The organism is Micromonospora sp. NPDC005237, from assembly GCF_040607775.1.
Lineage (GTDB): Bacteria > Actinomycetota > Actinomycetes > Mycobacteriales > Micromonosporaceae > Micromonospora.
Genome location: NZ_JBEXHJ010000001.1, coordinates 655,517 through 675,269, shown reverse-complemented (window position 1 = coordinate 675,269; position 19,753 = coordinate 655,517). Strand labels below are relative to the sequence as shown.

Sequence of the window (19,753 nt, the reverse complement as noted above, 5' to 3'; positions counted from 1 at the left end):
TCAGCGTCGCGGCACCTTAGCGCAGGTCTGGGCGGCCGGGGCGGGTTTCTCGACTTCGTACCCGCACGGAGGGCGCGCACCCCTAGCGTCGGCTCCGGAGGTTCGTTCGTATGCCTGCATCGACACGACACCACAGAGCCCTCGCGGTGTTCGTACACTGCCTCGGCATCCTCGCCGCCGTGCCGGCCCTGCCCGCGGCGGCCCCGGAGGCGGCGGTCGCGCAACGACCAGCGGCCGCCACGCCACAACCAGCCGCGCCCGTGCCACGACCAGCCGCGCCGACGCCACGTCCGACGGCACCAGCGCCCGGAGCGACGGCGGTCACGCCGCCCGCGTCCGTCAGCCCGGCGCCGCCGGCGGTGGCGGTGGCCGCGCGGGTGCCCGTGGCGGCGAGCGCGGAGCCCACCCCGCCCTCGGCGCCACCGGCGGTGGCACCGCCGTCGCGGGTGCCGGTGTCGGCGCCCCCGCCTCCGGTCACGGTGGCGGTCGCCTCGGAGAGCAGCCCGGCGCCCCGGTACCGGATCCACGTCCGCAATGTGGGCAACTCGCCACTCGACACGACGGTGCGCCAGGAGCTGCCGTCCGGGTCGTCGCCCACCGCGATCAGCGGGGGCGGGCGGTCCAGCCGCTCCGGCGGGTCCACGGCCGAGGTGACCTGGCGGTTGCGGCTGCCCGCGCACAGCACCACCACCCTGGGCACCGCGCTGACCGCGGTCGCGCCGGGCCAGCCGCTGGCGGCGCCGGCCTGCGCGTTCACCAGTGACGGCAGCCGGCCGTACGACTGCGCCACCGCCACCTGGCAGGCGGCCGCAGCCCCGGCGGCCAAGGTCACCGAGGCGCCGCCCTGGCGGCGGTATCCGGTGCTGCTCGCCGGGTTGGGCGTTCTGCTGCTGCTCAGCGCCCTCGTGGCGTGGGTGTGGCGTCGACGGCGCGGACGGCGCGGGCGGCGGGTGACCGCCGCCGCCCTGGCCACCAACGCGACGCCGGACGATGGACGCGGGACGATCTACCCACGTCCGGCGACTCCCGGCCCGCGCCGACGGCGGCGTACGCCGCCGGTCTGGCTGCTGGTCGGCGCGGCGGTGGTGGTGCTGGCGGGCGTGATCGGCACGGCCGGCTGGACGGCGACCCGGCAGGTGTCGTCGATCGACACCCAGAAGCAGCCGACCAGCGGCGCGTGGATGGGCACCGGGGTCTCCGGGCCGGTGGGCGTGCCGCTGCAGGAGTCCGCGTTCGAGTTCACCGTCTACCGGATGACCTGTGGCGCGGCGGACGCGGCCAGCGGGACCGGCGCGGCACCCGCCGGGGGTCGGCGCTGCCAGGCCACCGTGGGTGTGCGCAACGTCACCGGCACCCCGCAACCCTGGCACGGCCAGTTGCAACGCGCCTACCTGCCGGGTGGCCGCTGGGTGAGCACGGACGAGCCGGCCACCCGGGCGGCCAACCTGGGTCGGGACGTCTTCGCCAACCCGGTGGCCGCGGGCAGTCGGGTGGTGCTCCCGCTGGTGTTCACCGTCGACGGGCGGGACCCGCCCCAGCAGCTGGAGCTGCGCAGCGGCGTGTTCTCCGCCGGCGTCCGGGTGCACATGCCCTGACCGCCGATGGGGCGGCGGTCGTACCCTGGGGTCCGTGACCGCCGCCCTCGCCCCCGCCGTGCTCGACGTGGCGGCCTGGCGTGAGCGCCGCCGGGCCCACGAGGAGCGGGTGGACGGGTGGCTGACGCCGCACCTGGCCCGCCGACGTCGCGGTGAGCGGCACCCGGTGGCCGACTTCCTGTTCACCTACTACTCGCACCGGCCGGCGCAGCTGCGCCGCTGGCACCCGGGCGCGGGGGTCGAGCTGCGCGACGCGGACCCGGCCGAGTTCGGCCGGGACTACCGCGCCACCACCGCCGGGGTCACCCTCGACACCGAGGCGGTACGCGGGCGACGCGGCGAGTCGATCGCGTGGATCCGCTCGCTGTTGGCGGCCACGGCCGGACGACCGGCGCACTTCGGCTGCTTCGGAATGCACGAGTGGGCGATGGTGTACCGGCAGACCCGCGAGGAACTGCGGCACAACGCCTGGCCGTTGCGGCTGGATCCGGAGCGCACCGCCGCGGTCGTCGAGGAGCGCGGGGTGCGGTGCAGCCACTTCGACGCGTTCCGGTTCTTCACCCCGCCGGCCCGGCCGTTGAACCTGCTCACCCCGACCCGGGAGACGCAGCACGCGCACGAGCAGCCGGGCTGTCTGCACGCCAACATGGACCTCTACAAGTGGGCGTACAAGTTGTCGCCGCTGGTGCCCTCCGAGCTGGTCGCGGACTGTTTCGAGCTGGCCCGGGAGATCCGCACGTTGGACATGCGGGCCAGCCCGTACGACCTGGCGGCCCTCGGTCACCCGCCGGTACGGGTGGAGACCCCGGAGGGCCGGGCGGAGTACGCCGCGGCGCAGCGCGGGTTCGCCGACCGTGCGGCGGTGCTCCGCGACCGGCTGCTGGCCGCCGTTCCCGGCTGACCGTCGACGGCCCTGCGCGCCCGGGCGGCTGACCCGTCCCGTCGCCCGGCCCGGCGTCAGCGCGAGCGGGCTCGCAGGCCGTCGAGGAGCAGCGCGACCACCGCGGCCAGGTCGTCGTCGAGGCCGGGCTCGTTCCACTCCGTCCGGTGCGACGGGTGGTGGAACCGCGCGGTGGCCTGCAGCAGCGCACGGCCGGCCACCGCCGGGTCGGGCACGGTGAACTCGCCGGCGGCCACTCCGTCCGCGACGATCAGGCTGAGCTGACCGGCGAGAACCTCCAGGTGGTTGGCGACCGCCCCCTCGGAGAGCGTGGCGAGCTGGTGGAAGTTGTCGAACAGCTCCGGGTCCTCGCGGGCCATCCGCCGCTTGGTGCCGCTCAGCTCGGCCAGCCACCGGCGCAACCGCTGGGGGGCCGGGTCGGTGCCGGTGGCGACGCCGATCAGCGGGGTGGAGACCCGGGCCAGCCAGCGTTCGGCGACCGCCTCGCGCAGCGCGGCCTTGCTGGCGAAGTGCCGGTAGACGCTGCCGTGGCTGACGCCCAGCGCGCGGGCGACGTCCAGCACGGTGGCCTTCGCCGGGCCGTACCGGCGCAGCACCTCCTCGGCGGTGTCGAGGATGCGGTCGGCGGTCAGGGCGGTGGTGTCGCTCATCGTCCCAGCCTCCCTGACCGCGCCGCCGGTCGTGGCGCGACCCCCGGCCGGCGGTCGCGCCACGACCGGGTCGTCATGACCGCTCGCTGTCCAGGAACGCCATCTGCGCCTCGTCGTACCGGCTGCCGGCCACCGCGTCGGCGGGGACGGCGGCCTCGATGGCGGCCAGGTCCGTCTCGGTCAGCGTGACCGCAGCGGCGCCGAGGGCCTCGGTGAGCCGGTCCCGGCGGCGGGCGCCGATCAGGGGTACGACGGTCTCGCCCCGGGCGAGCACCCAGGCGATGGCGATCTGCGCCACGGTGACGCCCCGCGCCTCGGCGATGGCGCGCAGCGCGTCCACGAGGGCGAGGTTGCGGTCCAGGTTCGCGCCGGCGAAGCGCGGCAGATGGCTGCGGAAGTCGGTGCCGGCGGTCTCCCGCCCCGCCGTCCAGTGGCCGCTGATCAGCCCTCGGGAGAGCACCCCGTACGCGGTGATCCCGACGCCCAGCTCACGCGCCGTCGGCAGGATCTCGGCCTCGGGGGCGCGGGAGATCAGCGAGTACTCGATCTGGAGGTCGCTGATGGGGTGCACGGCGTGCGCCCGGCGCAGCGTCTCGGCGCTCACCTCGGACAGGCCGATGTGCCGGACGTGACCCGCCTTGACCAGCTCGGCCAGGGTGCCCACGACCTCCTCCACCGGCACGTCCGGGGCGAGCCGGGCGGGGCGGTAGATGTCGACGTGGTCCGTGCCGAGCCGGCGCAGCGTGTACGCCAGGAAGTTCTTGATCGCGACGGGTCGGACGTCGTTGCCGTTCCAACCGCCGTCGACGTCGCGCAGCGCGCCGAACTTCACGCTGATCACCGCGTTGTCCCGGTTGCGGCCGCGCAGCGCCTCCCGCAGCAGCATCTCGTTGTGGCCCATCCCGTAGAAGTCGCCCGTGTCGAGCAGGGTGATGCCGGCGTCCAGTGCGGCGTGGATGGTGGCGACGCTCTCGGCCTCGTCGGCGGGGCCGTAGAGGTCCGACATGCCCATCAGGCCGAGCCCGAGCGCGGAGACGGTGGGGCCGGAGGTGCCGAGGGTGCGGGTGTCCATGAGGTCTTCCTCTCCTGGGTGACCTGCCGACCATACACACTTCAGCTGACAGATTCCGGATTCTGTCACTCGCCAGTCAGAGGGGTCACTCACACGGCTCGGTGACGATGACTACTCGCCGTCGACGCGGCGGTCGCGCTTGCGCTGCGACTGGCGCTTCTTCTCGGCCAGCCGACGTTCCTTGGCGCCCCGGGACGGCCTGGTCGCCCGACGCGGCGGCGGGGGCGGGGCGGCCGCCTCGCGCAACAGCGCAAGCATCCGCTCGCGGGCCGCCTCCCGGTTCGCAAGCTGCGCCCGGTGCTCGCTGGCCGCGATCGTCAACACACCGTCCACCAGTCGGTTGGCGAGCCGTGCCAGCGCCCGCGCCCGCAGCGACTCGGGCACGGCCGGAGAGTTGGCCAGGTCGTAGCTCAGCTCGACCCGGGAGTCGGCGGTGTTCACGCCCTGCCCGCCGGGGCCGGACGAGCGGGAGAAGCGCTCCCGCAGCTCCCCGGCGGGGACGACCCACCGATCGGTCACCCGCAGTCCGTCGTCCACGCCCCGAGGCTAGCCCGCTGCGGCCCGCCCCGGGTCACCGGCGCGGAGGCTCACTCTGCGTGGTGGACGGGCTCGGCGCCGGACCGGCGGTCTCGTCGTCCGAACCGACCGCGGCGTACGCCACGGCGCCGAACAGCAGCAACCCGATCACCGCGGCCTTCAGCGCGACCCCGCGGATCAGCACCCACGCGCCGCGGCGAGCGCCGGGCACCGATTTCTTCGCGGTCTGGTAATCGGTCCACCCGCGTCGCGCCCGGGCGTACGCCGACCCCACCGCACATCCGATGACCAGGCCCACCAGCAGGAGGACCGTGAGAAGAGGACGCTCCACCTCCGCCAGTATCCATATCGAGCGTCATATTTCCATGGCCCGATGACGTGTGGCCGGATATCCGACAATGGAGGCGACCCGACGGGCCGTCCGGGCAGCTCAGCCGCCCTTGCCGATGATCGTGTCGGCGGTCTGCTGCACCTGATCGATCGGGATGGCGAAGCCGATGCCGATCGACCCGTTGCCGTCGATGGTGGCGATCGCGGTGTTCACCCCGACCACCTCGCCTCGGGCGTTGACCAGCGGCCCGCCCGAGTTGCCGGGGTTGATCGACGCGTCGGTCTGCACCGCGCGGTGCCGGTTGTTGCCCAACCGCACCTGGCGGTCCAGCGCGCTGACGATGCCCGCGGTGACCGTCCCGGACAGCCCCAGCGGTGAGCCCACCGCCAGTACCGGCTCACCGACCCGGGTGGCGCCCGGCTTGGCCAGCGGCAACGGGGCGAGGCCTGCCGACGGTGGCACCTTCAGCACCGCCAGGTCGCTGCGCGGCTCCCTGCCGATCACCTCGGCCTCGTACCGGCGGCCGTCGGGCAGCTCCACCGTGACCGGCCCACCACCGGCCTTGGCCAGGATGTGGTCGTTGGTGACCAGGTGCTGCTGGTCGTCGATGGCGAACCCGGAGCCGGTCGCGGACGCGCCGTTCGCGCCGCCGGCGAGCACCGACACCACACCGGGCACGGTCCGCTCGGCGGCGGTGACCAACTCCGCCGGCACCGGTGCGGCGGACGCCGCTGACGGCCCTGCGCCGTCCCGGCTGGCCACCACGCCGCCGGCCACGGCGCCCGAGACGGCCGACACCGCCACGATCGCCAACGCGGCGAGCAGCCGGCCGGGGCGTCGCCCGCCGGGGTCCCGCCCCGAGCCGGGCGCGTCCCACCACCCGCGCCCGTCCGGGTCGAGCTCCGGCGAGATGAACCAGGGACCGCGCGGTTCGCCCAGTCCGGTCTGCACTGCCATGCGTACTCCTCACGGTCGACGTCGGCGCGGTGGATCAGGGCAGTCGGGAGAACCAGCGCATCGAGCCAGCGGCGGCACCCATCGCGAACACCAGTCCGAGGCCGATGAACCGGGCCGAGACGTCCTGACGTTCGGTGCGGTAGCCGACCGAGCTGCCGATGTCGTCGTAGACGGCGCGCAACTCGTCGACGGTGCTGGCCTCGTGGAACATTCCGCCGGTCTCGTCGGCGACTGCCTTGAGGGTCTGCCCGTCGACCGGCACCTGGATCGGCCGTCCGCCCCGGTCCACGAATCCCGACGGTGTGCCGAAGGAGATCGCGTGCACCGGCACCTTCGCCGCGACCGCCTCCGCCGCCGCCTCCATCGGGTCCATCCCCGACGTGTTGGCTCCGTCGGAGAGCAGGATGATCCGGGCCGGCGGTGGCTCCTTGGCGGCCTCGCTGTCCAGGCTCTTGACCGCGCCGAGCGAGGTGTTGATGGCCTCACCGATCGCGGTGCCCTGCACCCCGGTCACCCCCTCGGCGAGGCGACCGATGCCCTCGTCCAGGGCGTCCCGGTCGGTGCCGGGCGGCACCAGGACGGCGGCGCTGCCGGCGAACGCGACAAGCCCCACGTTGAACTCGTCGGGCAGACCCTCGACGAAACGTCGGGCCGCCTGTTTGGCCGCCGCCAGCCGGTCCGGCTCCACGTCGGTGGCCAGCATGGAGGTGGACACGTCGACGGCCACCATCACGGTGGCGCGTTCCCGGGGGACCCGGACCTCGGCGGTGGGCCGGGCGAAGCCGACCACGAGCAGCGCCAGCATGGCCAGGAACAGCCCGGCCGGAACGTGCCGGCGCCAGGCCGGACGAACGGGTGCCACCCGGTCCAGCAGCCGCAGGTTGGTGAAGCGGACGGCGTATTGGCTGCGTCTGCGCTGCATCACCAGGTACGCGCCGACCAGCGCGAGCACGCCGATCAGCAGCCAGAGCCGCAACGGGGACTCCCAGGTCACGCGGCACCTCCCCGGACGGCTCCGGCCGGCGCGGCGGCCATCCGCCGCTGGGCGTGCACGTGTCGGACGATGTCGGCGCTGAAGTCCCGGTCGGTGCGCAGCGCCAGGTGTGTCGCCGCGCTCCGGCGCAACGCCTGGCGGACCTGGTCACGCTGGACGGCGGCGGCCGCGGCGTAGCGCTCCCGCAGGCGGCGGTCCGATGTGCACACCTCGCGGCGACGGCCGGTCTCCGGGTCGACCAGCGTGATCAGGCCGACGTCGGGAAGTTCCAGTTCGCGCGGGTCGGTCACCTCGATCGCCAGCACCTGGTGGCGGGCGGACAGCCGACGCAGGGTCCGCTCCCAGGGCGGCGGCTCGTCGGGGTCGTCGGGCAGGCCGTCGAGGAAGTCGGAGACCACCACGACCAGCCCGCGCTGGTTGGCGACCCGGTGCACCGCGTCCAGCCCGTCCGCCAACTCCGCCGCCGCGACCGGCTGCGGGGTCGCCAGCCGGGACCGGGGCCGGTCGTCGGGCTCGGTCGCGCGCGGCGCGGTCAGCAGCGCGCGGAGCAGACCGAGCAGATGGGTACGCCCGCTGCGGGCGGGAAAGCGTCGTACCCCGTCGGCGCCCAGCACCTGGGCGCCCAACCGGTTGCCGATGCCTGCGGTCAGGAAACCCACCGCCGCCACGGCGGCCACCGCCAGCTCCCGCTTGTCCAGCTCGGCGGTGCCGAACTCCATGCTGGCGCTGGCGTCGACGAGCAGCCAGGTGGTGAGTTCCCGGTCGGCGTCGACCTGTCGGACGTGCGGCACGGCGGTCCGGGCGGTCACCGCCCAGTCCATCCGGCGGACCTCGTCCTCCCCCGGCCGGTACTCGCGGCTGCCGGCGGGTTCGCTGCCCGGCCCGGGGAGCAGGCCACGGTACTGGCCGTGCAGCAGACCGTTGAGTCTCCGGGTGACGGTCAGTTCCAGTCGGCGCAGCCGCTGGTCGGGGGTCAGCTCGGCCAGGCCCGGGTCGGGCGGCGTGGCCACCGAGGTGCGGCCGGCGCGTCTCACGCCGCCGCCAGGTCGGGGGTCTGCTGGGGGTGCCCGGTGGCCACCCGGGGCGGCGGCACCGCCTCCACGAGCCGCCGGACCAGGCTCTCGGCCGAGACCCCGTCGGCCACGGCGTCGAAGGAGAGCACCAGCCGGTGGGAGAGGACGTCCACCGCCAATTCCCGGACGTCCTCGGGCAACACGTACTCCCGTCCCCGCAGCAGCGCCTGCGCGCGGGCGGCGGCGACCAGACCGAGCGTCGCCCGTGGGCTGGCGCCGTACGCCAGCAGCGGCGCGATCTCAGCCAGCCCGAACCGGCCCGGGTCGCGGGTGGCGAGGATCAGCCGGACCACGTACTCGGCCAGGGCGTGGTGGACGAAGACCCGCTCGGCGTGCGTCTGCAGGAGTCGCAGGCGTTGCGGGTCGAGCACCTGACGCGCGCTGGGCCGGTCGGTGCTCATCCGGTAGAGGATGGCCAGTTCGTCGGCGTCGCTGGGATAGTCGACGACCACCTTCATGAGGAACCGGTCGCGCTGCGCCTCGGGGAGCTGGTAGACCCCCTCGGACTCGATCGGGTTCTGGGTGGCCAGCACCAGGAACGGCGTCGGCACCGGCCAGCTGCGCCCGCCGATGGAGACCTGCCGTTCGGCCATCGCCTCCAGCAGCGCCGACTGGACCTTGGCCGGCGCCCGGTTGATCTCGTCGGCGAGCACCAGGTTGGCCATGATCGGGCCCAGCTCGATGTCGAAGGTCTCCTTGGAGGCCCGGTAGATCCGGGTGCCGACGATGTCGGAGGGGACCAGGTCCGGGGTGAACTGGATCCGGGAGAAGGTGCCGCCGACCACGGTGGCGAGAGTCTGCGCCGCGAGGGTCTTGGCCACGCCGGGCACGCCCTCCAGAAGGCAGTGCCCGTTGGCGATGAGTGCGGTGAGCAGACGTTCGACGAGCCGATCCTGCCCGACGATCACGCGTTTGACCTCGAAGAGGGTCTGTTCCAGCTCGGCGCCGGTCGGCTCGGGATCGACCGAGGTGGGCAGGCTGGCCAGGGTGTCCGAGATGTCCGTCACGGTGCTTGCTTCCCGGGCCGGGGCCCCGGCAAACGTGGGATTGTCGGGGCCGGACCGGGCCGTTGTGGTCCGCACGGGGATGGGTCGCCCGAAAGAGGAGCACCGGCACGAGCAGGCCGAAGCGGGACGCCCGGGCCGGGACGTGGACCGGCCCGCACGCGCGGGCATGGGGGCCGGTCCGGTCGGTTCGGTCAGAAGGTGTGCGTGAGCAGGGTGAAGCCCCGGTCGGCCGGGGTGCCGGACGAGTTGCGGGTCTGGATGAAGACCGAGTTGGGCGTGCCGAGGCGGGGCGCGACGGAGATCTCGCCAGCGGGCGGGATGCAGCAGGAGTCGGACCGCGAGATGGTCGCCAGGAAGGCGCCGGTCGAGACGTTCACGCCGAGTTGCACCTCGTACTGGCCGGGGCCGAACTTGATGACCGTGCCGTCGCCGCGGGCCTTGGTGCCGTTGGCGTTGACGACCGTGTAGAAGTTGGCGGTCGCCAGCGTGCTGGCCTTGCCGGCCTCCAGCGCCGCCTTGGCGCTGCGGGCCGACTGGGCCGTGACCGGCGGCTGCTGGGCGTCGCCCGTGGCGCGGGACGCCGGCTGGACGGCCTCCTGCGGTGCCTTCGCCGACGGCTGGGCGATGGCGATCCCGCCACCGGCCAGGGTGAGCGCCAGGACAGCGAACGTGACCGCCGCCGCCTTACGTCGGAAGGATGTGTTCATGACAGGTCCCCCTTGTGTGACCGGGTGAATTCGGCCGACCCGCGGGGCGGGACGGATAACTGCCGAAAATGAGATGTACGGCGGTGCTGAGAGCCCCGGGAGATTCGGTTTCTGGACGATCTATACCCATCTTGAACTGGGATTACTACTCAGCGTTGCGTCGTTTTGACCAGGTGGAACGTAGCACCGCAAAAAGCTTGACGTCAATAGTTGACCTCGCATTATGGCGGTGTCTTCCACCCGTCAGATAATTGCGAAAGGTGAGCCCATCGGCATTCACGAAATATGCGCGACGCCGACCGCTAGGCTGAGCGCCGTGATCATCGACGTGCCACCCGCACCCACCCGCCGTCGGCTGCCGATCGGCACGGCGCTCTGCTGGGCGGCCGTCGGGCCCACGGCCGCCTGGGCCACCGTGCGGCTGGCCGGGCTGGACCGGGGGCCGCTTGTGCAGGCGCTCGCCTTCACTCCGTACGTCGCCGGGTTCAGCGTGCTGGCCCTCGGCCTCACGGTCGCCCTGCGGCGCTGGTGGCCGGCGGCGGTCGCGGCCCTGGCCGCGGTGGCACTGCTCGGCGTGGTGGCGCCCCGGGCGCTGGCCGCGCCACAGCCGGCGGCGACCGGCCCGACGATCCGGCTGCTCACGGCCAACCTGCTCGCCGGGGCCGCCGACACGGGGGCGCTTGTCGAGCTGGTCCGGCAGCACCGGGTCGACGTGCTCACCGTGCAGGAGTTCACTCCGGAGGCGCAGGCGAGCCTGGACCGGCTCGGCCTCGACCGGCTGCTGCCCTACCGGCAGCTCAACGCGCACGTCGGCACGCCCGGTTCCGCGCTCTACTCGCGGTGGCCGATCACCGACGTCGGCATCCGCAACAACCGCGGTGGCTGGGGGTTCACCCAGGCGTACGGCACGCTCGCCGTCCCCGGTGGCCCGCCGGTACGGGTCGAGTCGGCCCACCCCGCGGCGCCGTCCGCGCTGGACCAGGTTGGCGCCTGGCGTGCCGACCTGGTCGCCCAGCCACCGGCCACCCCCGGCGGTGGCCTGCGGATCCTCGCCGGGGACTTCAACTCCACCCTGGACCACGGGCCGCTGCGCGCACTGCTGCGCACCGGCTACGTCGACGCCGCGGACGCCACCGGCGAGGGCCTGACCGGCACGTGGGGGCCGTACGACGGTGACCTCATCCCCCCGGTCACGATCGACCACGTGCTTGTCGACCGCCGCATCGCCGCCGACAAGGTGACCGTGTTCGACCTGGCCGGCAGCGACCACCGCCCCGTCCTGGCCACCCTCCGCCTGCCCGCGGCCTGACCCCTACCGACCCGTCCCGACGTCCGGGGCACAAGCCGCAGACCGTCGACACACCGTGCAGGATCGCGGAGGTCAGGGCGTTGGCGTCGTGGCGGAGGCGGGGGCCAGGCCGTAGGTGAGGGCGTCGACCAGGGCATGCCAACTGGCCTCGACGACGTTGGGGTGCACGCCCACCGTCGTCCAGTCGCGGCCGCTGTCGTCGGCGGTTTCCAGGAGCACCCGGGTGACGGCGCCGGTGCCGTGGCTGCCCTCCAGGATGCGCACCTTGTAGTCGGCCAGCTCGAACTCGCGAAGCCGCGGATAGTGCCGCGCCAGCCCCACCCGCAGCGCCTCGTCCAGGGCGTTGACCGGGCCGTTGCCCTCCGCGGTGGCGATCACCCGCTCGCCGCGTACCCGGATCTTCACGGTCGCCTCGGAGACGACCGCGCCGTCCTCCCGGTGCTCGACCAACACCCGGTACGACTCCAGGGTGAACGGCCGGGCCGGGCCGCCCTCCGGCAGCTCGGAGCGGACCAGCAGCTCGAAGGAGGCGTCCGCCGCCTCGAAGGACCAGCCGTCGGCCTCCAGCTCCTTGACCCGCTTGGTGACCCGGGTCAGCGCCTCCGGACGGTCGGTCAGGTCCAGGCCGAGCTCACGGCTCTTGAGCTCGACGCTGGCCCGACCGGCCATCTCGGTCACCAGGATCCGCATGTCGTTGCCCACCACCGACGGGTCCACGTGGTTGTAGAGCAACGGGTCGACCTTGATCGCGCTCGCGTGCAGCCCGGCCTTGTGGGCGAAGGCGGCGGCCCCGGCGTACGCCTGGTGGGTGTCGGGGGCGATGTTGGCGATCTCGGCGATGGCGTGCGAGACCCGCACCATCTGCGCCAGGCAGCCCTCCGGTAGGACGGGCATGCCGAGCTTGAGCTGGAGGTTGGCGACGACCGCGAAGATGTCGGCGTTGCCGGGGCGCTCGCCGTACCCGTTGGCGGTGCCCTGCACGTGGCGGACACCGGCCTCGACGGCGGCGATCGTGTTGGCCACGGCGCACGCGGTGTCGTTCTGCGCGTGCATGCCGAACAGCGCGGGGTCGACGCCGAGTCGGCTGGTCAGGTCGACGATCGCGGCGGTCACCTGGGACGGCAGCATGCCGCCGTTGGTGTCACAGAGGACCATCCGCTCGGCGCCCGCGGCGAGCGCGGTCTGCACCACTGCCGCGCCGTACGCCGGGTCGTGGCGGTAGCCGTCGAAGAAGTGCTCGCCGTCGACGAACACCCGGCGCCCCTCGGAGACAAGGTGGCTGACGGTGTCGTGGATCATCGCCAGGTTCTCCGCGCCGGTGGTGCGCAGCGCACGCTCGACGTGGCGGATGTCGGCCTTGGCAACCAGCGCGACGGCCGGGGTCTGCGCGTCCAGCAGAGCACGCACCTGGGGGTCGTCGGCGACCGCGAGGCCGGCCTTGCGGGTCGCGCCGAACGCGACGAGCACCGCGTGCCGCAGAGTCAGTTCGGCGCGCGCCCGGCGGAAGAACTCGGTGTCCTTGGGCACCGCGCCCGGCCAGCCGCCCTCGATGAAGCCGACACCGAACTCGTCGAGCAGCCGGGCCACCGCCAGCTTGTCGACCACCGAGTAGGTGAGCCCCTCGCGCTGGGCGCCGTCGCGCAATGTCGTGTCGAAGACCTGGAACGTCATCAGGATCCTTTCTCGGAGCAACAAAAAGACCTCCCGCGGATGCGGGAGGTCTGCGCGCTCGGCGGAGGGAGAGCCGGCGCGCTAGGTCGCAATAATCAGGATGGTGCTGGTCACGGCCTTTATTCTGCCACCGTCCCCTGGTTTTGGGAGAACCTATCCACATCGCGGGATGGTGACGGAACGTGGCCGTCCGCGCCGGTCGCGCCGCTCGTGATCGACTTCACAAGTCACCTGACCACTGACCGGCAGAAACACGCGTACGGGAGCATCTGGAAACGATCCAGTTACCGGCCCTCGTGCCGCTCTCAAGGAGGACATGTGCTCACTGTCGGTGACCGCTTCCCCGAGTACGAACTCACCGCCTGCGTGTCGCTCGACGCCGACAAGGCATTCGAGACGATCAACCACAAGTCCCACGAGGGCAAGTGGCGGGTGGTCTTCTTCTGGCCGAAGGACTTCACCTTCATCTGCCCGACGGAGATCGCCGAGTTCGGCCGGCTCAACGGCGAGTTCGCCGACCGGGACGCGCAGGTCCTCGGCGCGTCGGTGGACAACGAGTTCGTCCACTACGCGTGGCGCAAGGACCACCCGGACCTGCGGGAGCTGCCGTTCCCGATGCTCAGCGACATCAAGCGCGAGCTGTCCGAGGCGTGCGGCATCCTCGGCGCGGACGGCGTGGCCCAGCGCGCGACGTTCATCGTCGACCCCGACAACGAGATCCAGTTCGCCATGGTCACCGCCGGCTCGGTCGGCCGCAACGTCTCCGAGGTGCTGCGGGTGCTCGACGCCCTGCAGACCGACGAGCTGTGCCCGTGCAACTGGAACAAGGGCGGCGAGACCCTCGACGCCAACGCGCTGCTCGCCGGCGCCGGGGTCTGATCGTGGGCCTGGATGCGATCAAGGCGGCCCTGCCCGAGTACGCCAAGGACATCAAGCTCAACCTGGGCTCCACCGTCGGCACGTCGACGCTGACCCCGACGCAGGCGTGGGGCACGGCGCTGGCCTGCGCGGTCACCGCCCGTAACCCGCTGGTGCTGCGCGAGATCGCCGCCGAGGCGGTCGAGCACCTCGGGCCCCAGGGCGTCGAGGCGGCCAAGGGCGCCGCGGCCATCATGGCGATGAACAACATCTACTACCGGGCCAAGCACCTGATCGGCGACGAGCAGTACGCCTCGATGCCGGCCCGACTGCGGATGCAGATCATCGCCCGACCGGGTGTCGACAAGGGCGACTTCGAGCTGTGGTGCCTCGCCGTCTCCGCGGTCACCGGCTGCGGGGTCTGCCTGGAGTCGCACGAGAAGGCGTTGCGCGGCAGCGGCTTCACCCGGGAGCAGGTGCACGAGGCACTGCGCATCTCCGCCGTGGTGCACGCCGCGGCGGTCACCCTGGACGCCGAGGCGGCACTGGCCTGAGCCAGGTACGCCCCGACGGGCCGACGCCGTGCCACGGCGTCGGCCCGTCGCCGTTTCCGGACCCCGACCGCCGGGTAGCTCCTGCGGGGACGCACCCAGCGACGCCGAGACGATCGGCGACAGTCAGGAGTGAACGGCATGGACAGGATCGACCCGCACGCCGCCCACGCCGGGCCCGACCCGCTGCACGGCGGTGATCAGGGCGCTGTGGCGGGCGGCGCACCGACCGGCACCTTCGACCCCTGGCGCTACCGGGATGCGGCCGGAGTGGCCGACGCCGACCTGGTCGGCTACAAGGTCGAGGCGACCGACGGCGGAGTCGGCAAGATCGACAGCGCCAGTCACGAGGTCGGTGGCAGCTACCTGGTCGTGGACACCGGGCCGTGGATCTTCGGCAAGAAGGTGATGCTGCCCGCCGGCACCGTCAACCAGGTCGACCACGACCAGCGCACCGTCTCCGTCGACCGCACCCGGGACCAGATCAAGGCAGCCCCGGAGTACGACGAGACCAGCCACAGCGACCCGACGTACCGGGACCAGCTGGGCGGTTACTACGACGAGACGTACGGCGCGCTCCCGCCGGGCACCGCGCGCTGACCGATCGGACCCAACGGCCGGTGGGGCGAAAAGCCCGCCGGCCGTTACCGTGTGAACGTGGACGCCATCGACGACACACGACCCATCCCGCTGCCCGCGACCTTCAACTTCCGCGACGTCGGCGGCTACCCCGGCCACGACGGCCGCACCGTACGCCGGGGTCGCCTCTACCGCTCCGACTCCCTGCACCGCCTCGACGAGCAGGACCGGGACGCGTTCGCCGCGATCGGCATCCGCACCGTCATCGACCTGCGCCGCCCCACCGAGGTGGAGCGCGACGGTCGGGTGCCGGCATACCAGGGGCTGACCTACCGGCACATCCACCCGGAGCACGAGGACTGGTCGGGTACGCCGCACGAGAGGGGCACCGACCTGGCCCGCTACCTCGCCGACCGGTACGCCGACCTGGCCCAGACCGGCACCGCGGGGCTGGCCGAGGCGATCGGACTGATCGCGGACTCCGCGAATGCCCCGGTGGTGGTGCACTGCGTGGCCGGCAAGGACCGCACCGGCATCGTCTGCGCCCTCACCCTCGCCGTCCTGGGCGTCGACGACGCCGACATCACCGCCGACTACGCGCTGAGCAGCGAGGCGTCGGCCCGGTTCAGCGCCTGGCTGGCCGCCACCATGCCGAACGCGGCCGAGGTGCCCGCGCCGTTCTTGGCGTCACCCGCCGAGGCCATGCAGATGTTCCTGGACGAGCTGCGCGAGGGGCACGGCTCGATCGAGGCGTATCTGCGCCACGCCGGGGTGACCGACGAGCAGCTCGCGGCCCTGCGCGACCACCTGCTCGACGAGGTCTAGCGGGCCGCGCTGACCGGCCCGTGGGAACGGGCCGGTCAGCGCCGGACGTCAGAGGACCTGGTGCACCCAGCCGTGCGGATCGGCGGCCTTGCCCCGTTGGATGTCGACCAGTTGCTGGCGCAGCGACATGGTGACCCGGCCGGGCTCGCCGCCCCCGATCAGGAACTCGCCGTCGGGGAAGCGCACCTGACCGATCGGGGTGATCACCGCGGCGGTGCCGCAGGCAAAGACCTCGCGGAGCCGGCCGCTGGCCGCGTCGGCCTGCCAGTCGGCGAACGTGACCGGCCGCTCCTCCACCCGGTGCCCGGCCTTGCCGGCCAGCGTCATGATCGCGTCCCGGGTGATGCCCGGCAGGATCGTGCCGGTCAGCGGCGGGGTGACCACCGAGTCGTCGTCGTAGACGAAGAAGACGTTCATGCCGCCCAGCTCGTCGACGAAGCGGCGCTCCACCGCGTCGAGGAAGACCACCTGGTCGCAGCCGGCGTCGATGGCTTCGGCCTGGGCCGCCAGCGACGCGGCGTAGTTGCCGCCGCACTTGGCCGCGCCGGTGCCGCCGGGCGCCGCCCGGGTGTAGTCCGGAGAGACCCAGACCGTGACCGGCTTGACCCCGCCGCTGAAGTACGCACCGACCGGCGAGGCGATCACCATGTAGAGGTATTCGTTGGCCGGGCGGACGCCGAGGAAGACCTCACTGGCGAACATGAACGGCCGCAGGTAGAGGCTGCCGTCCTCGCCGGTGGGGATCCACTCCCGGTCGATCTCGATGAGCTTGTGCAGCGAGTCGACGAACACCTCGGGCGGCAGCGCCGGCATCGCCATCCGCTGCGCCGATTCGACGAACCGGGCGGCGTTGGCGTCCGGCCGGAACATCGTCACGCCACCGTCCGCGGTCCGGTACGCCTTCAGCCCCTCGAAGATTTCCTGCGCGTAGTGCAGCACCGCGCTGGCCGGGTCCATCGGGATCGGCCCACGCGCCTCCACCCGGGCGTCGTACCAACCCTTGCCGTCGGCGTACCGCACGGTGACCATGTGGTCGGTGAAGACGCGGCCGAAACCCGGGTTGGCCAGCAGGGCGGCCCGGTCGGCGGCGGATACCGGCGCGGGATTCGGACGGATCTCGAAGTCGAGCTTGTCACCACCGCTCATCGCGCTGACCTCCCTGGGGAACAACGGCATGCGGGATCGCACACCGACATGGTTGTGCCAGAAACTTACCCCGAACGGTCGTTCAGCGGGTAGGGCCGCTCGGGACCGGGTGGACTGCCCGGACCGGCGGATGCCGCCGGTGACCCTGGCGGGTCGGAGCGGTCAGGCTACGGCGTGGGCGGCGAGCCGGTCGCCGACCTCGGCGGTGCGCAGCGCCGCGCCCGGGGTGCGGCCGGCCAGCTCGGCGGCGACCGCCGCGTTGACCCGGGCCGCCGCCTCGGCGTGCCCGAGCTGCTCGAGCAGCAGCGCGACGGAGAGCACCGCGGCCACCGGGTCGGCAACGCCCTGCCCGGCGATGTCCGGCGCCGAGCCGTGCACCGGCTCGAACATCGAGGGGTACGCGCCCTCGGGGTTGATGCAGCCGCTGGCAGCCAACCCGATCCCGCCGGTGACCGCGGCGGCGATGTCGGTGAGGATGTCGCCGAACAGATTGTCGGTGACCACCACGTCGTAGCGCTGCGGCTGGGTCACCAGGAACATCGCGGCCGCGTCGACGTGCTGGTATTCCGTCGTGACGTCCGGGTGCTCGGCGGCGACCGCCTCGAAGGCGCGCGCCCACAGCGACCCGGCGTGGGTCAGCACGTTGGTCTTGTGCACCAGGGTGACCTTGCGCCGCTCCCGGCGGTCGGCGCGGGCGAACGCATCACGGATGACCCGCTCCACGCCGTGTCGGGTGTTGAGGCTCTCCTCGGTGGCGACCTCGGCGGGCGTGTCGCGGTGCAAGGAGCCGCCGGCACCGGCGTAGAGCCCCTCGGTGCCCTCGCGCACCACCACCAGGTCGACCTCGCCGGGCTTCACGTTGCCCAGCGGACCGGCGACGCCGGGCCAGAGCCGCGACGGGCGCAGGTTGACGTACTGGTCGAAGGCGAACCGGAGCTTGAGCAGCAGGCCTCGTTCCAGGACACCCGGCGGAACCGTGGGGTCACCGACCGCGCCGAGCAGGATCGCGTCGTGCCCGGCCAGCTCGGTCAGCACCGAGTCGGGCAGCACCTCGCCGGTACGATGCCAGCGGGCGGCGCCGAGGTCGTACTCGGTGGCCTGCACGCCGGGGAGCACCGCGTCGAGGACCTTCCGAGCCTGCGCGACCACCTCGGGCCCGATGCCGTCCCCGGCCACCACAGCGATCCGCGCCACGCCCGTACTCCCCACGCTCGACTGCCCCGTCTCGGCAACGGTACGTCGGTGTCCCGCAACCCGGTACGATGCTTCCAACATTTGGGACAGCCGGATGCACAGCACCCTCTCAGCTGGGATTCATGGGGCGATCATCTCCGCTGCCTACGGTGGGGGCAGCGGGTCAGGGGGCCCGCGAACGGTGGTCGTGACGACGCGACGTCAACTGCGAGGGGGCAGGTGCCATGCGCATCGACGAGCAGCCGCGGACCCGCTGGCCGGATCCTTCGGCGTTCCGGAACCGCCGGCCGGACCTGCGGCTCGGCAGCCGCCGGCACCGGATCGACCCGACCGCCGCCACCGATGGCCGGATCGCCGTGCAGCACACCGTACGCACCGCGACCGCCGAGTACACCCTGCTGCTCAACGCCCCCGAGTGGCTCGGCCGTCGAGGCGTCGGCGAGGCGCTGCGGGACAGCGTCGCGGAGCTGCGCGCCGTCGACCTGACCTACGGCCCGAACCGCCCGGAGAGCCTGGTCTCCATGCTGCGGCGGGGAGAGGTCAACCCGGAGTCGTACCCCCCGCTGGCCGACCTGGTGGACCGCTGCACGGCCATGCGGGCCGCCACCGACGGCTGGTTCGACGCCTGGGCGGTGCCCGGCGGCTTCGACCCGGGCGGCCTGCTGGGCGGCTGGGCCGTGGAACGTGCCGCCGCCCGGCTGCGCGCCGCGGGCATCCACGACTACGCCGTACTCGCCGGCGCCGACCTGGTGGTCCGCGGCCGGGCGCCGCACGGCGGGCCGTGGCGGGTGGCGGTGCACCACCCGACGGCACCCGAGCGCGCGCCACTGGTGCTGGAGATGACCGCGGGGGCCGTCGGCACCTCGGGGGTGACCGGGCGTCAGGGGCACGTGGTCGACCCGCACACCGGCGAGCCGGCCAACCAGCTCGTCGCCGCGACGGTCGTCGGCCCGGACCTGACGGTCGCCGACGCGTACGCCACCGCGCTCTACGCCGCCGGGCCCACCGGCCTGGCCTGGTTCCGTGGCGGCTCCGACTATCGCGCGCTCTTCGCCCACCGGCGCTGAACCCGTCGCACGGAACTCCGGCTCGATTCGCACCTCGGCCGCCCGGATGGTCGGCTGGTCGGGCCGCTGCGATCGGCCCCCACGGCCTCGGCAACGGCCGTGGGGGCCGATCAGCGACGAGTGCGCGTGGCTCGCACAATCGAGGGGTGCGGACCGGTCGGGCCGGACGTCGGCCGCGCCACCCGAAGACGGGCCGGCGTCGCGACCTGCGGCCAGTAACCGCAGTCGTACGCTAGCGAATCGACGCAACTCGACGCAAGAGTCTCCACAGCGGACTCTCCCGACCGGAAAGCGGCGGGTCGGCGATTGGCCTGCGGCGAGGCAGTTTCGACATGGTGAACGACGGATGGCACGCTGTCCGCCGTGAGTTTCGATCTGAGTGTGTGGGCCCTGGAGGACGGGGCGACGCCCGAGGACGTGCGGGCAGCGGTCGACGGTTGCCGGCAGGGGCGGCACGTGGACCGTTACCCGGACCCGCGCGTTGTCGGCTTCTACCGGGCGATCACCGCGTCCTATCCGGACCGGCACCCCGGTCCGGACAGCCCGTGGGCCGTGGCGCCGCTGCACGCCGCCCACGACCACGTCGAGCTGAAGCTGCACCCGACCTGCGCGGACCAGGTGCTGCTGGACATCGAGCGACTGGCCGGGGAGCACGGGCTGATGCTCTTCGACCCGCAGGACGGCTCGGTCTACCCGCCCCCGGCCCGACTGCCCCACTGACCCCGGGGT

General features: G+C 73.1%; 21 protein-coding genes. 9 read left to right on the top strand and 12 right to left on the bottom strand.

Annotation, left to right across the window (positions count from 1 at the left end; all coding sequences use genetic code 11):
• Positions 1–110: 110 nt before the first annotated feature.
• Positions 111–1,595 carry a hypothetical protein gene (locus ABZT87_RS03255; RefSeq protein ID WP_355133312.1) on the top strand — a complete coding sequence of 495 codons (1,485 nt, stop codon included), beginning with the start codon at positions 111–113 and terminating at the stop codon, positions 1,593–1,595.
• Positions 1,596–1,629: 34 nt separating this feature from the next.
• Positions 1,630–2,496, top strand: coding sequence for a 3-methyladenine DNA glycosylase (locus tag ABZT87_RS03250; RefSeq protein WP_354863246.1), 867 nt, complete (start codon positions 1,630–1,632; stop codon positions 2,494–2,496).
• 56 nt (positions 2,497–2,552) lie between these two features.
• Here the strand turns inward: ABZT87_RS03250 and ABZT87_RS03245 are convergent, their stop codons facing one another.
• The 9 genes from ABZT87_RS03245 to ABZT87_RS03205 all read right to left on the bottom strand — a co-directional run bounded on the left by ABZT87_RS03245 (position 2,553) and on the right by ABZT87_RS03205 (position 9,824).
• Entirely contained in the window at positions 2,553–3,146 is a 594-nt protein-coding gene (locus tag ABZT87_RS03245; RefSeq protein WP_355133311.1) for a TetR family transcriptional regulator, read from the bottom strand.
• A gap of 73 nt (positions 3,147–3,219) precedes the next feature.
• On the bottom strand, positions 3,220–4,218 hold the full coding sequence (locus ABZT87_RS03240; RefSeq protein ID WP_354858735.1) for an aldo/keto reductase: 999 nt from the start codon (positions 4,216–4,218) through the stop codon (positions 3,220–3,222).
• A 111-nt stretch (positions 4,219–4,329) separates the two neighbouring features.
• A complete protein-coding gene (gene arfB, locus ABZT87_RS03235) occupies positions 4,330–4,755 on the bottom strand; it encodes an alternative ribosome rescue aminoacyl-tRNA hydrolase ArfB (RefSeq protein WP_354858732.1) in 426 nt (141 codons plus the stop codon).
• A gap of 34 nt (positions 4,756–4,789) precedes the next feature.
• Positions 4,790–5,086 (bottom strand): hypothetical protein, encoded by a 297-nt coding sequence (locus tag ABZT87_RS03230; protein ID WP_354858729.1) that lies wholly within the window; start codon positions 5,084–5,086, stop codon positions 4,790–4,792.
• A 99-nt stretch (positions 5,087–5,185) separates the two neighbouring features.
• Entirely contained in the window at positions 5,186–6,043 is an 858-nt protein-coding gene (locus ABZT87_RS03225) for a trypsin-like peptidase domain-containing protein (RefSeq protein WP_355133309.1), read from the bottom strand.
• Between the two features lie 34 nt (positions 6,044–6,077).
• Complete coding sequence (locus tag ABZT87_RS03220) at positions 6,078–7,037, bottom strand: VWA domain-containing protein (RefSeq protein WP_354858724.1); 960 nt, start codon at positions 7,035–7,037, stop codon at positions 6,078–6,080.
• Positions 7,034–8,071, bottom strand: coding sequence for a DUF58 domain-containing protein (locus ABZT87_RS03215; RefSeq protein WP_354858722.1), 1,038 nt, complete (start codon positions 8,069–8,071; stop codon positions 7,034–7,036). Before ABZT87_RS03215 ends, ABZT87_RS03220 begins: the two co-directional genes overlap by 4 nt.
• Entirely contained in the window at positions 8,068–9,117 is a 1,050-nt protein-coding gene (locus ABZT87_RS03210) for a MoxR family ATPase (RefSeq protein WP_354858720.1), read from the bottom strand. Before ABZT87_RS03210 ends, ABZT87_RS03215 begins: the two co-directional genes overlap by 4 nt.
• Positions 9,118–9,308: 191 nt before the next feature.
• The gene (locus ABZT87_RS03205) at positions 9,309–9,824 is read right to left on the bottom strand and encodes a hypothetical protein (RefSeq protein WP_354858719.1); all 516 of its coding nucleotides are present in this window, start codon (positions 9,822–9,824) and stop codon (positions 9,309–9,311) included.
• Between the two features lie 322 nt (positions 9,825–10,146).
• Here ABZT87_RS03205 and ABZT87_RS03200 point away from each other — a divergent pair, with 322 nt between their 5' ends.
• Positions 10,147–11,133: an endonuclease/exonuclease/phosphatase family protein gene (locus ABZT87_RS03200; protein WP_355133688.1), complete on the top strand. Its 987-nt coding sequence runs from the start codon at positions 10,147–10,149 to the stop codon at positions 11,131–11,133.
• Positions 11,134–11,205: 72 nt separating this feature from the next.
• Here ABZT87_RS03200 and cimA read toward each other — a convergent pair whose 3' ends face one another.
• The gene (gene cimA / locus ABZT87_RS03195) at positions 11,206–12,804 is read right to left on the bottom strand and encodes a citramalate synthase (RefSeq protein WP_354858716.1); all 1,599 of its coding nucleotides are present in this window, start codon (positions 12,802–12,804) and stop codon (positions 11,206–11,208) included.
• 318 nt (positions 12,805–13,122) lie between these two features.
• Between cimA and ABZT87_RS03190 the strand changes: the two genes are divergently transcribed.
• From ABZT87_RS03190 to ABZT87_RS03175, 4 genes are all read left to right on the top strand, one after another.
• Positions 13,123–13,683 carry a peroxiredoxin gene (locus ABZT87_RS03190; RefSeq protein WP_355067001.1) on the top strand — a complete coding sequence of 187 codons (561 nt, stop codon included), beginning with the start codon at positions 13,123–13,125 and terminating at the stop codon, positions 13,681–13,683.
• A gap of 2 nt (positions 13,684–13,685) precedes the next feature.
• Entirely contained in the window at positions 13,686–14,216 is a 531-nt protein-coding gene (locus tag ABZT87_RS03185; RefSeq protein WP_355133307.1) for a carboxymuconolactone decarboxylase family protein, read from the top strand.
• 138 nt (positions 14,217–14,354) lie between these two features.
• On the top strand, positions 14,355–14,813 hold the full coding sequence (locus ABZT87_RS03180) for a PRC-barrel domain containing protein (RefSeq protein WP_234581286.1): 459 nt from the start codon (positions 14,355–14,357) through the stop codon (positions 14,811–14,813).
• A gap of 57 nt (positions 14,814–14,870) precedes the next feature.
• Positions 14,871–15,617 carry a tyrosine-protein phosphatase gene (locus ABZT87_RS03175; RefSeq protein WP_355133305.1) on the top strand — a complete coding sequence of 249 codons (747 nt, stop codon included), beginning with the start codon at positions 14,871–14,873 and terminating at the stop codon, positions 15,615–15,617.
• A gap of 48 nt (positions 15,618–15,665) precedes the next feature.
• Here ABZT87_RS03175 and ABZT87_RS03170 read toward each other — a convergent pair whose 3' ends face one another.
• Both ABZT87_RS03170 and ABZT87_RS03165 read right to left on the bottom strand, forming a co-directional pair.
• On the bottom strand, positions 15,666–16,763 hold the full coding sequence (locus ABZT87_RS03170; protein ID WP_355067004.1) for a branched-chain amino acid aminotransferase: 1,098 nt from the start codon (positions 16,761–16,763) through the stop codon (positions 15,666–15,668).
• A 162-nt stretch (positions 16,764–16,925) separates the two neighbouring features.
• Complete coding sequence (locus ABZT87_RS03165; protein ID WP_355133304.1) at positions 16,926–17,957, bottom strand: 3-isopropylmalate dehydrogenase; 1,032 nt, start codon at positions 17,955–17,957, stop codon at positions 16,926–16,928.
• 224 nt (positions 17,958–18,181) lie between these two features.
• Between ABZT87_RS03165 and ABZT87_RS03160 the strand changes: the two genes are divergently transcribed.
• Both ABZT87_RS03160 and ABZT87_RS03155 read left to right on the top strand, forming a co-directional pair.
• Positions 18,182–19,024 carry an FAD:protein FMN transferase gene (locus ABZT87_RS03160; RefSeq protein ID WP_354858702.1) on the top strand — a complete coding sequence of 281 codons (843 nt, stop codon included), beginning with the start codon at positions 18,182–18,184 and terminating at the stop codon, positions 19,022–19,024.
• 363 nt (positions 19,025–19,387) lie between these two features.
• Positions 19,388–19,744 carry a hypothetical protein gene (locus tag ABZT87_RS03155; protein ID WP_355133303.1) on the top strand — a complete coding sequence of 119 codons (357 nt, stop codon included), beginning with the start codon at positions 19,388–19,390 and terminating at the stop codon, positions 19,742–19,744.
• The last annotated feature ends 9 nt before the right edge of the window (positions 19,745–19,753 follow it).

Bases quoted from the DNA above. Each gene is read 5' to 3' on its own strand.
- ABZT87_RS03205 (WP_354858719.1), bottom strand. From the start codon at position 9,824: ATGAACACATCCTTCCGACGTAAGGCGGCGGCGGTCACGTTCGCTGTC.
- ABZT87_RS03255 (WP_355133312.1), top strand. From the start codon at position 111: ATGCCTGCATCGACACGACACCACAGAGCCCTCGCGGTGTTCGTACAC.
- ABZT87_RS03225 (WP_355133309.1), bottom strand. From the start codon at position 6,043: ATGGCAGTGCAGACCGGACTGGGCGAACCGCGCGGTCCCTGGTTCATC.
- ABZT87_RS03245 (WP_355133311.1), bottom strand. From the start codon at position 3,146: ATGAGCGACACCACCGCCCTGACCGCCGACCGCATCCTCGACACCGCC.
- ABZT87_RS03180 (WP_234581286.1), top strand. From the start codon at position 14,355: ATGGACAGGATCGACCCGCACGCCGCCCACGCCGGGCCCGACCCGCTG.
- ABZT87_RS03240 (WP_354858735.1), bottom strand. From the start codon at position 4,218: ATGGACACCCGCACCCTCGGCACCTCCGGCCCCACCGTCTCCGCGCTC.
- cimA (WP_354858716.1), bottom strand. From the start codon at position 12,804: ATGACGTTCCAGGTCTTCGACACGACATTGCGCGACGGCGCCCAGCGC.
- ABZT87_RS03160 (WP_354858702.1), top strand. From the start codon at position 18,182: ATGCGCATCGACGAGCAGCCGCGGACCCGCTGGCCGGATCCTTCGGCG.
- ABZT87_RS03170 (WP_355067004.1), bottom strand. From the start codon at position 16,763: ATGAGCGGTGGTGACAAGCTCGACTTCGAGATCCGTCCGAATCCCGCG.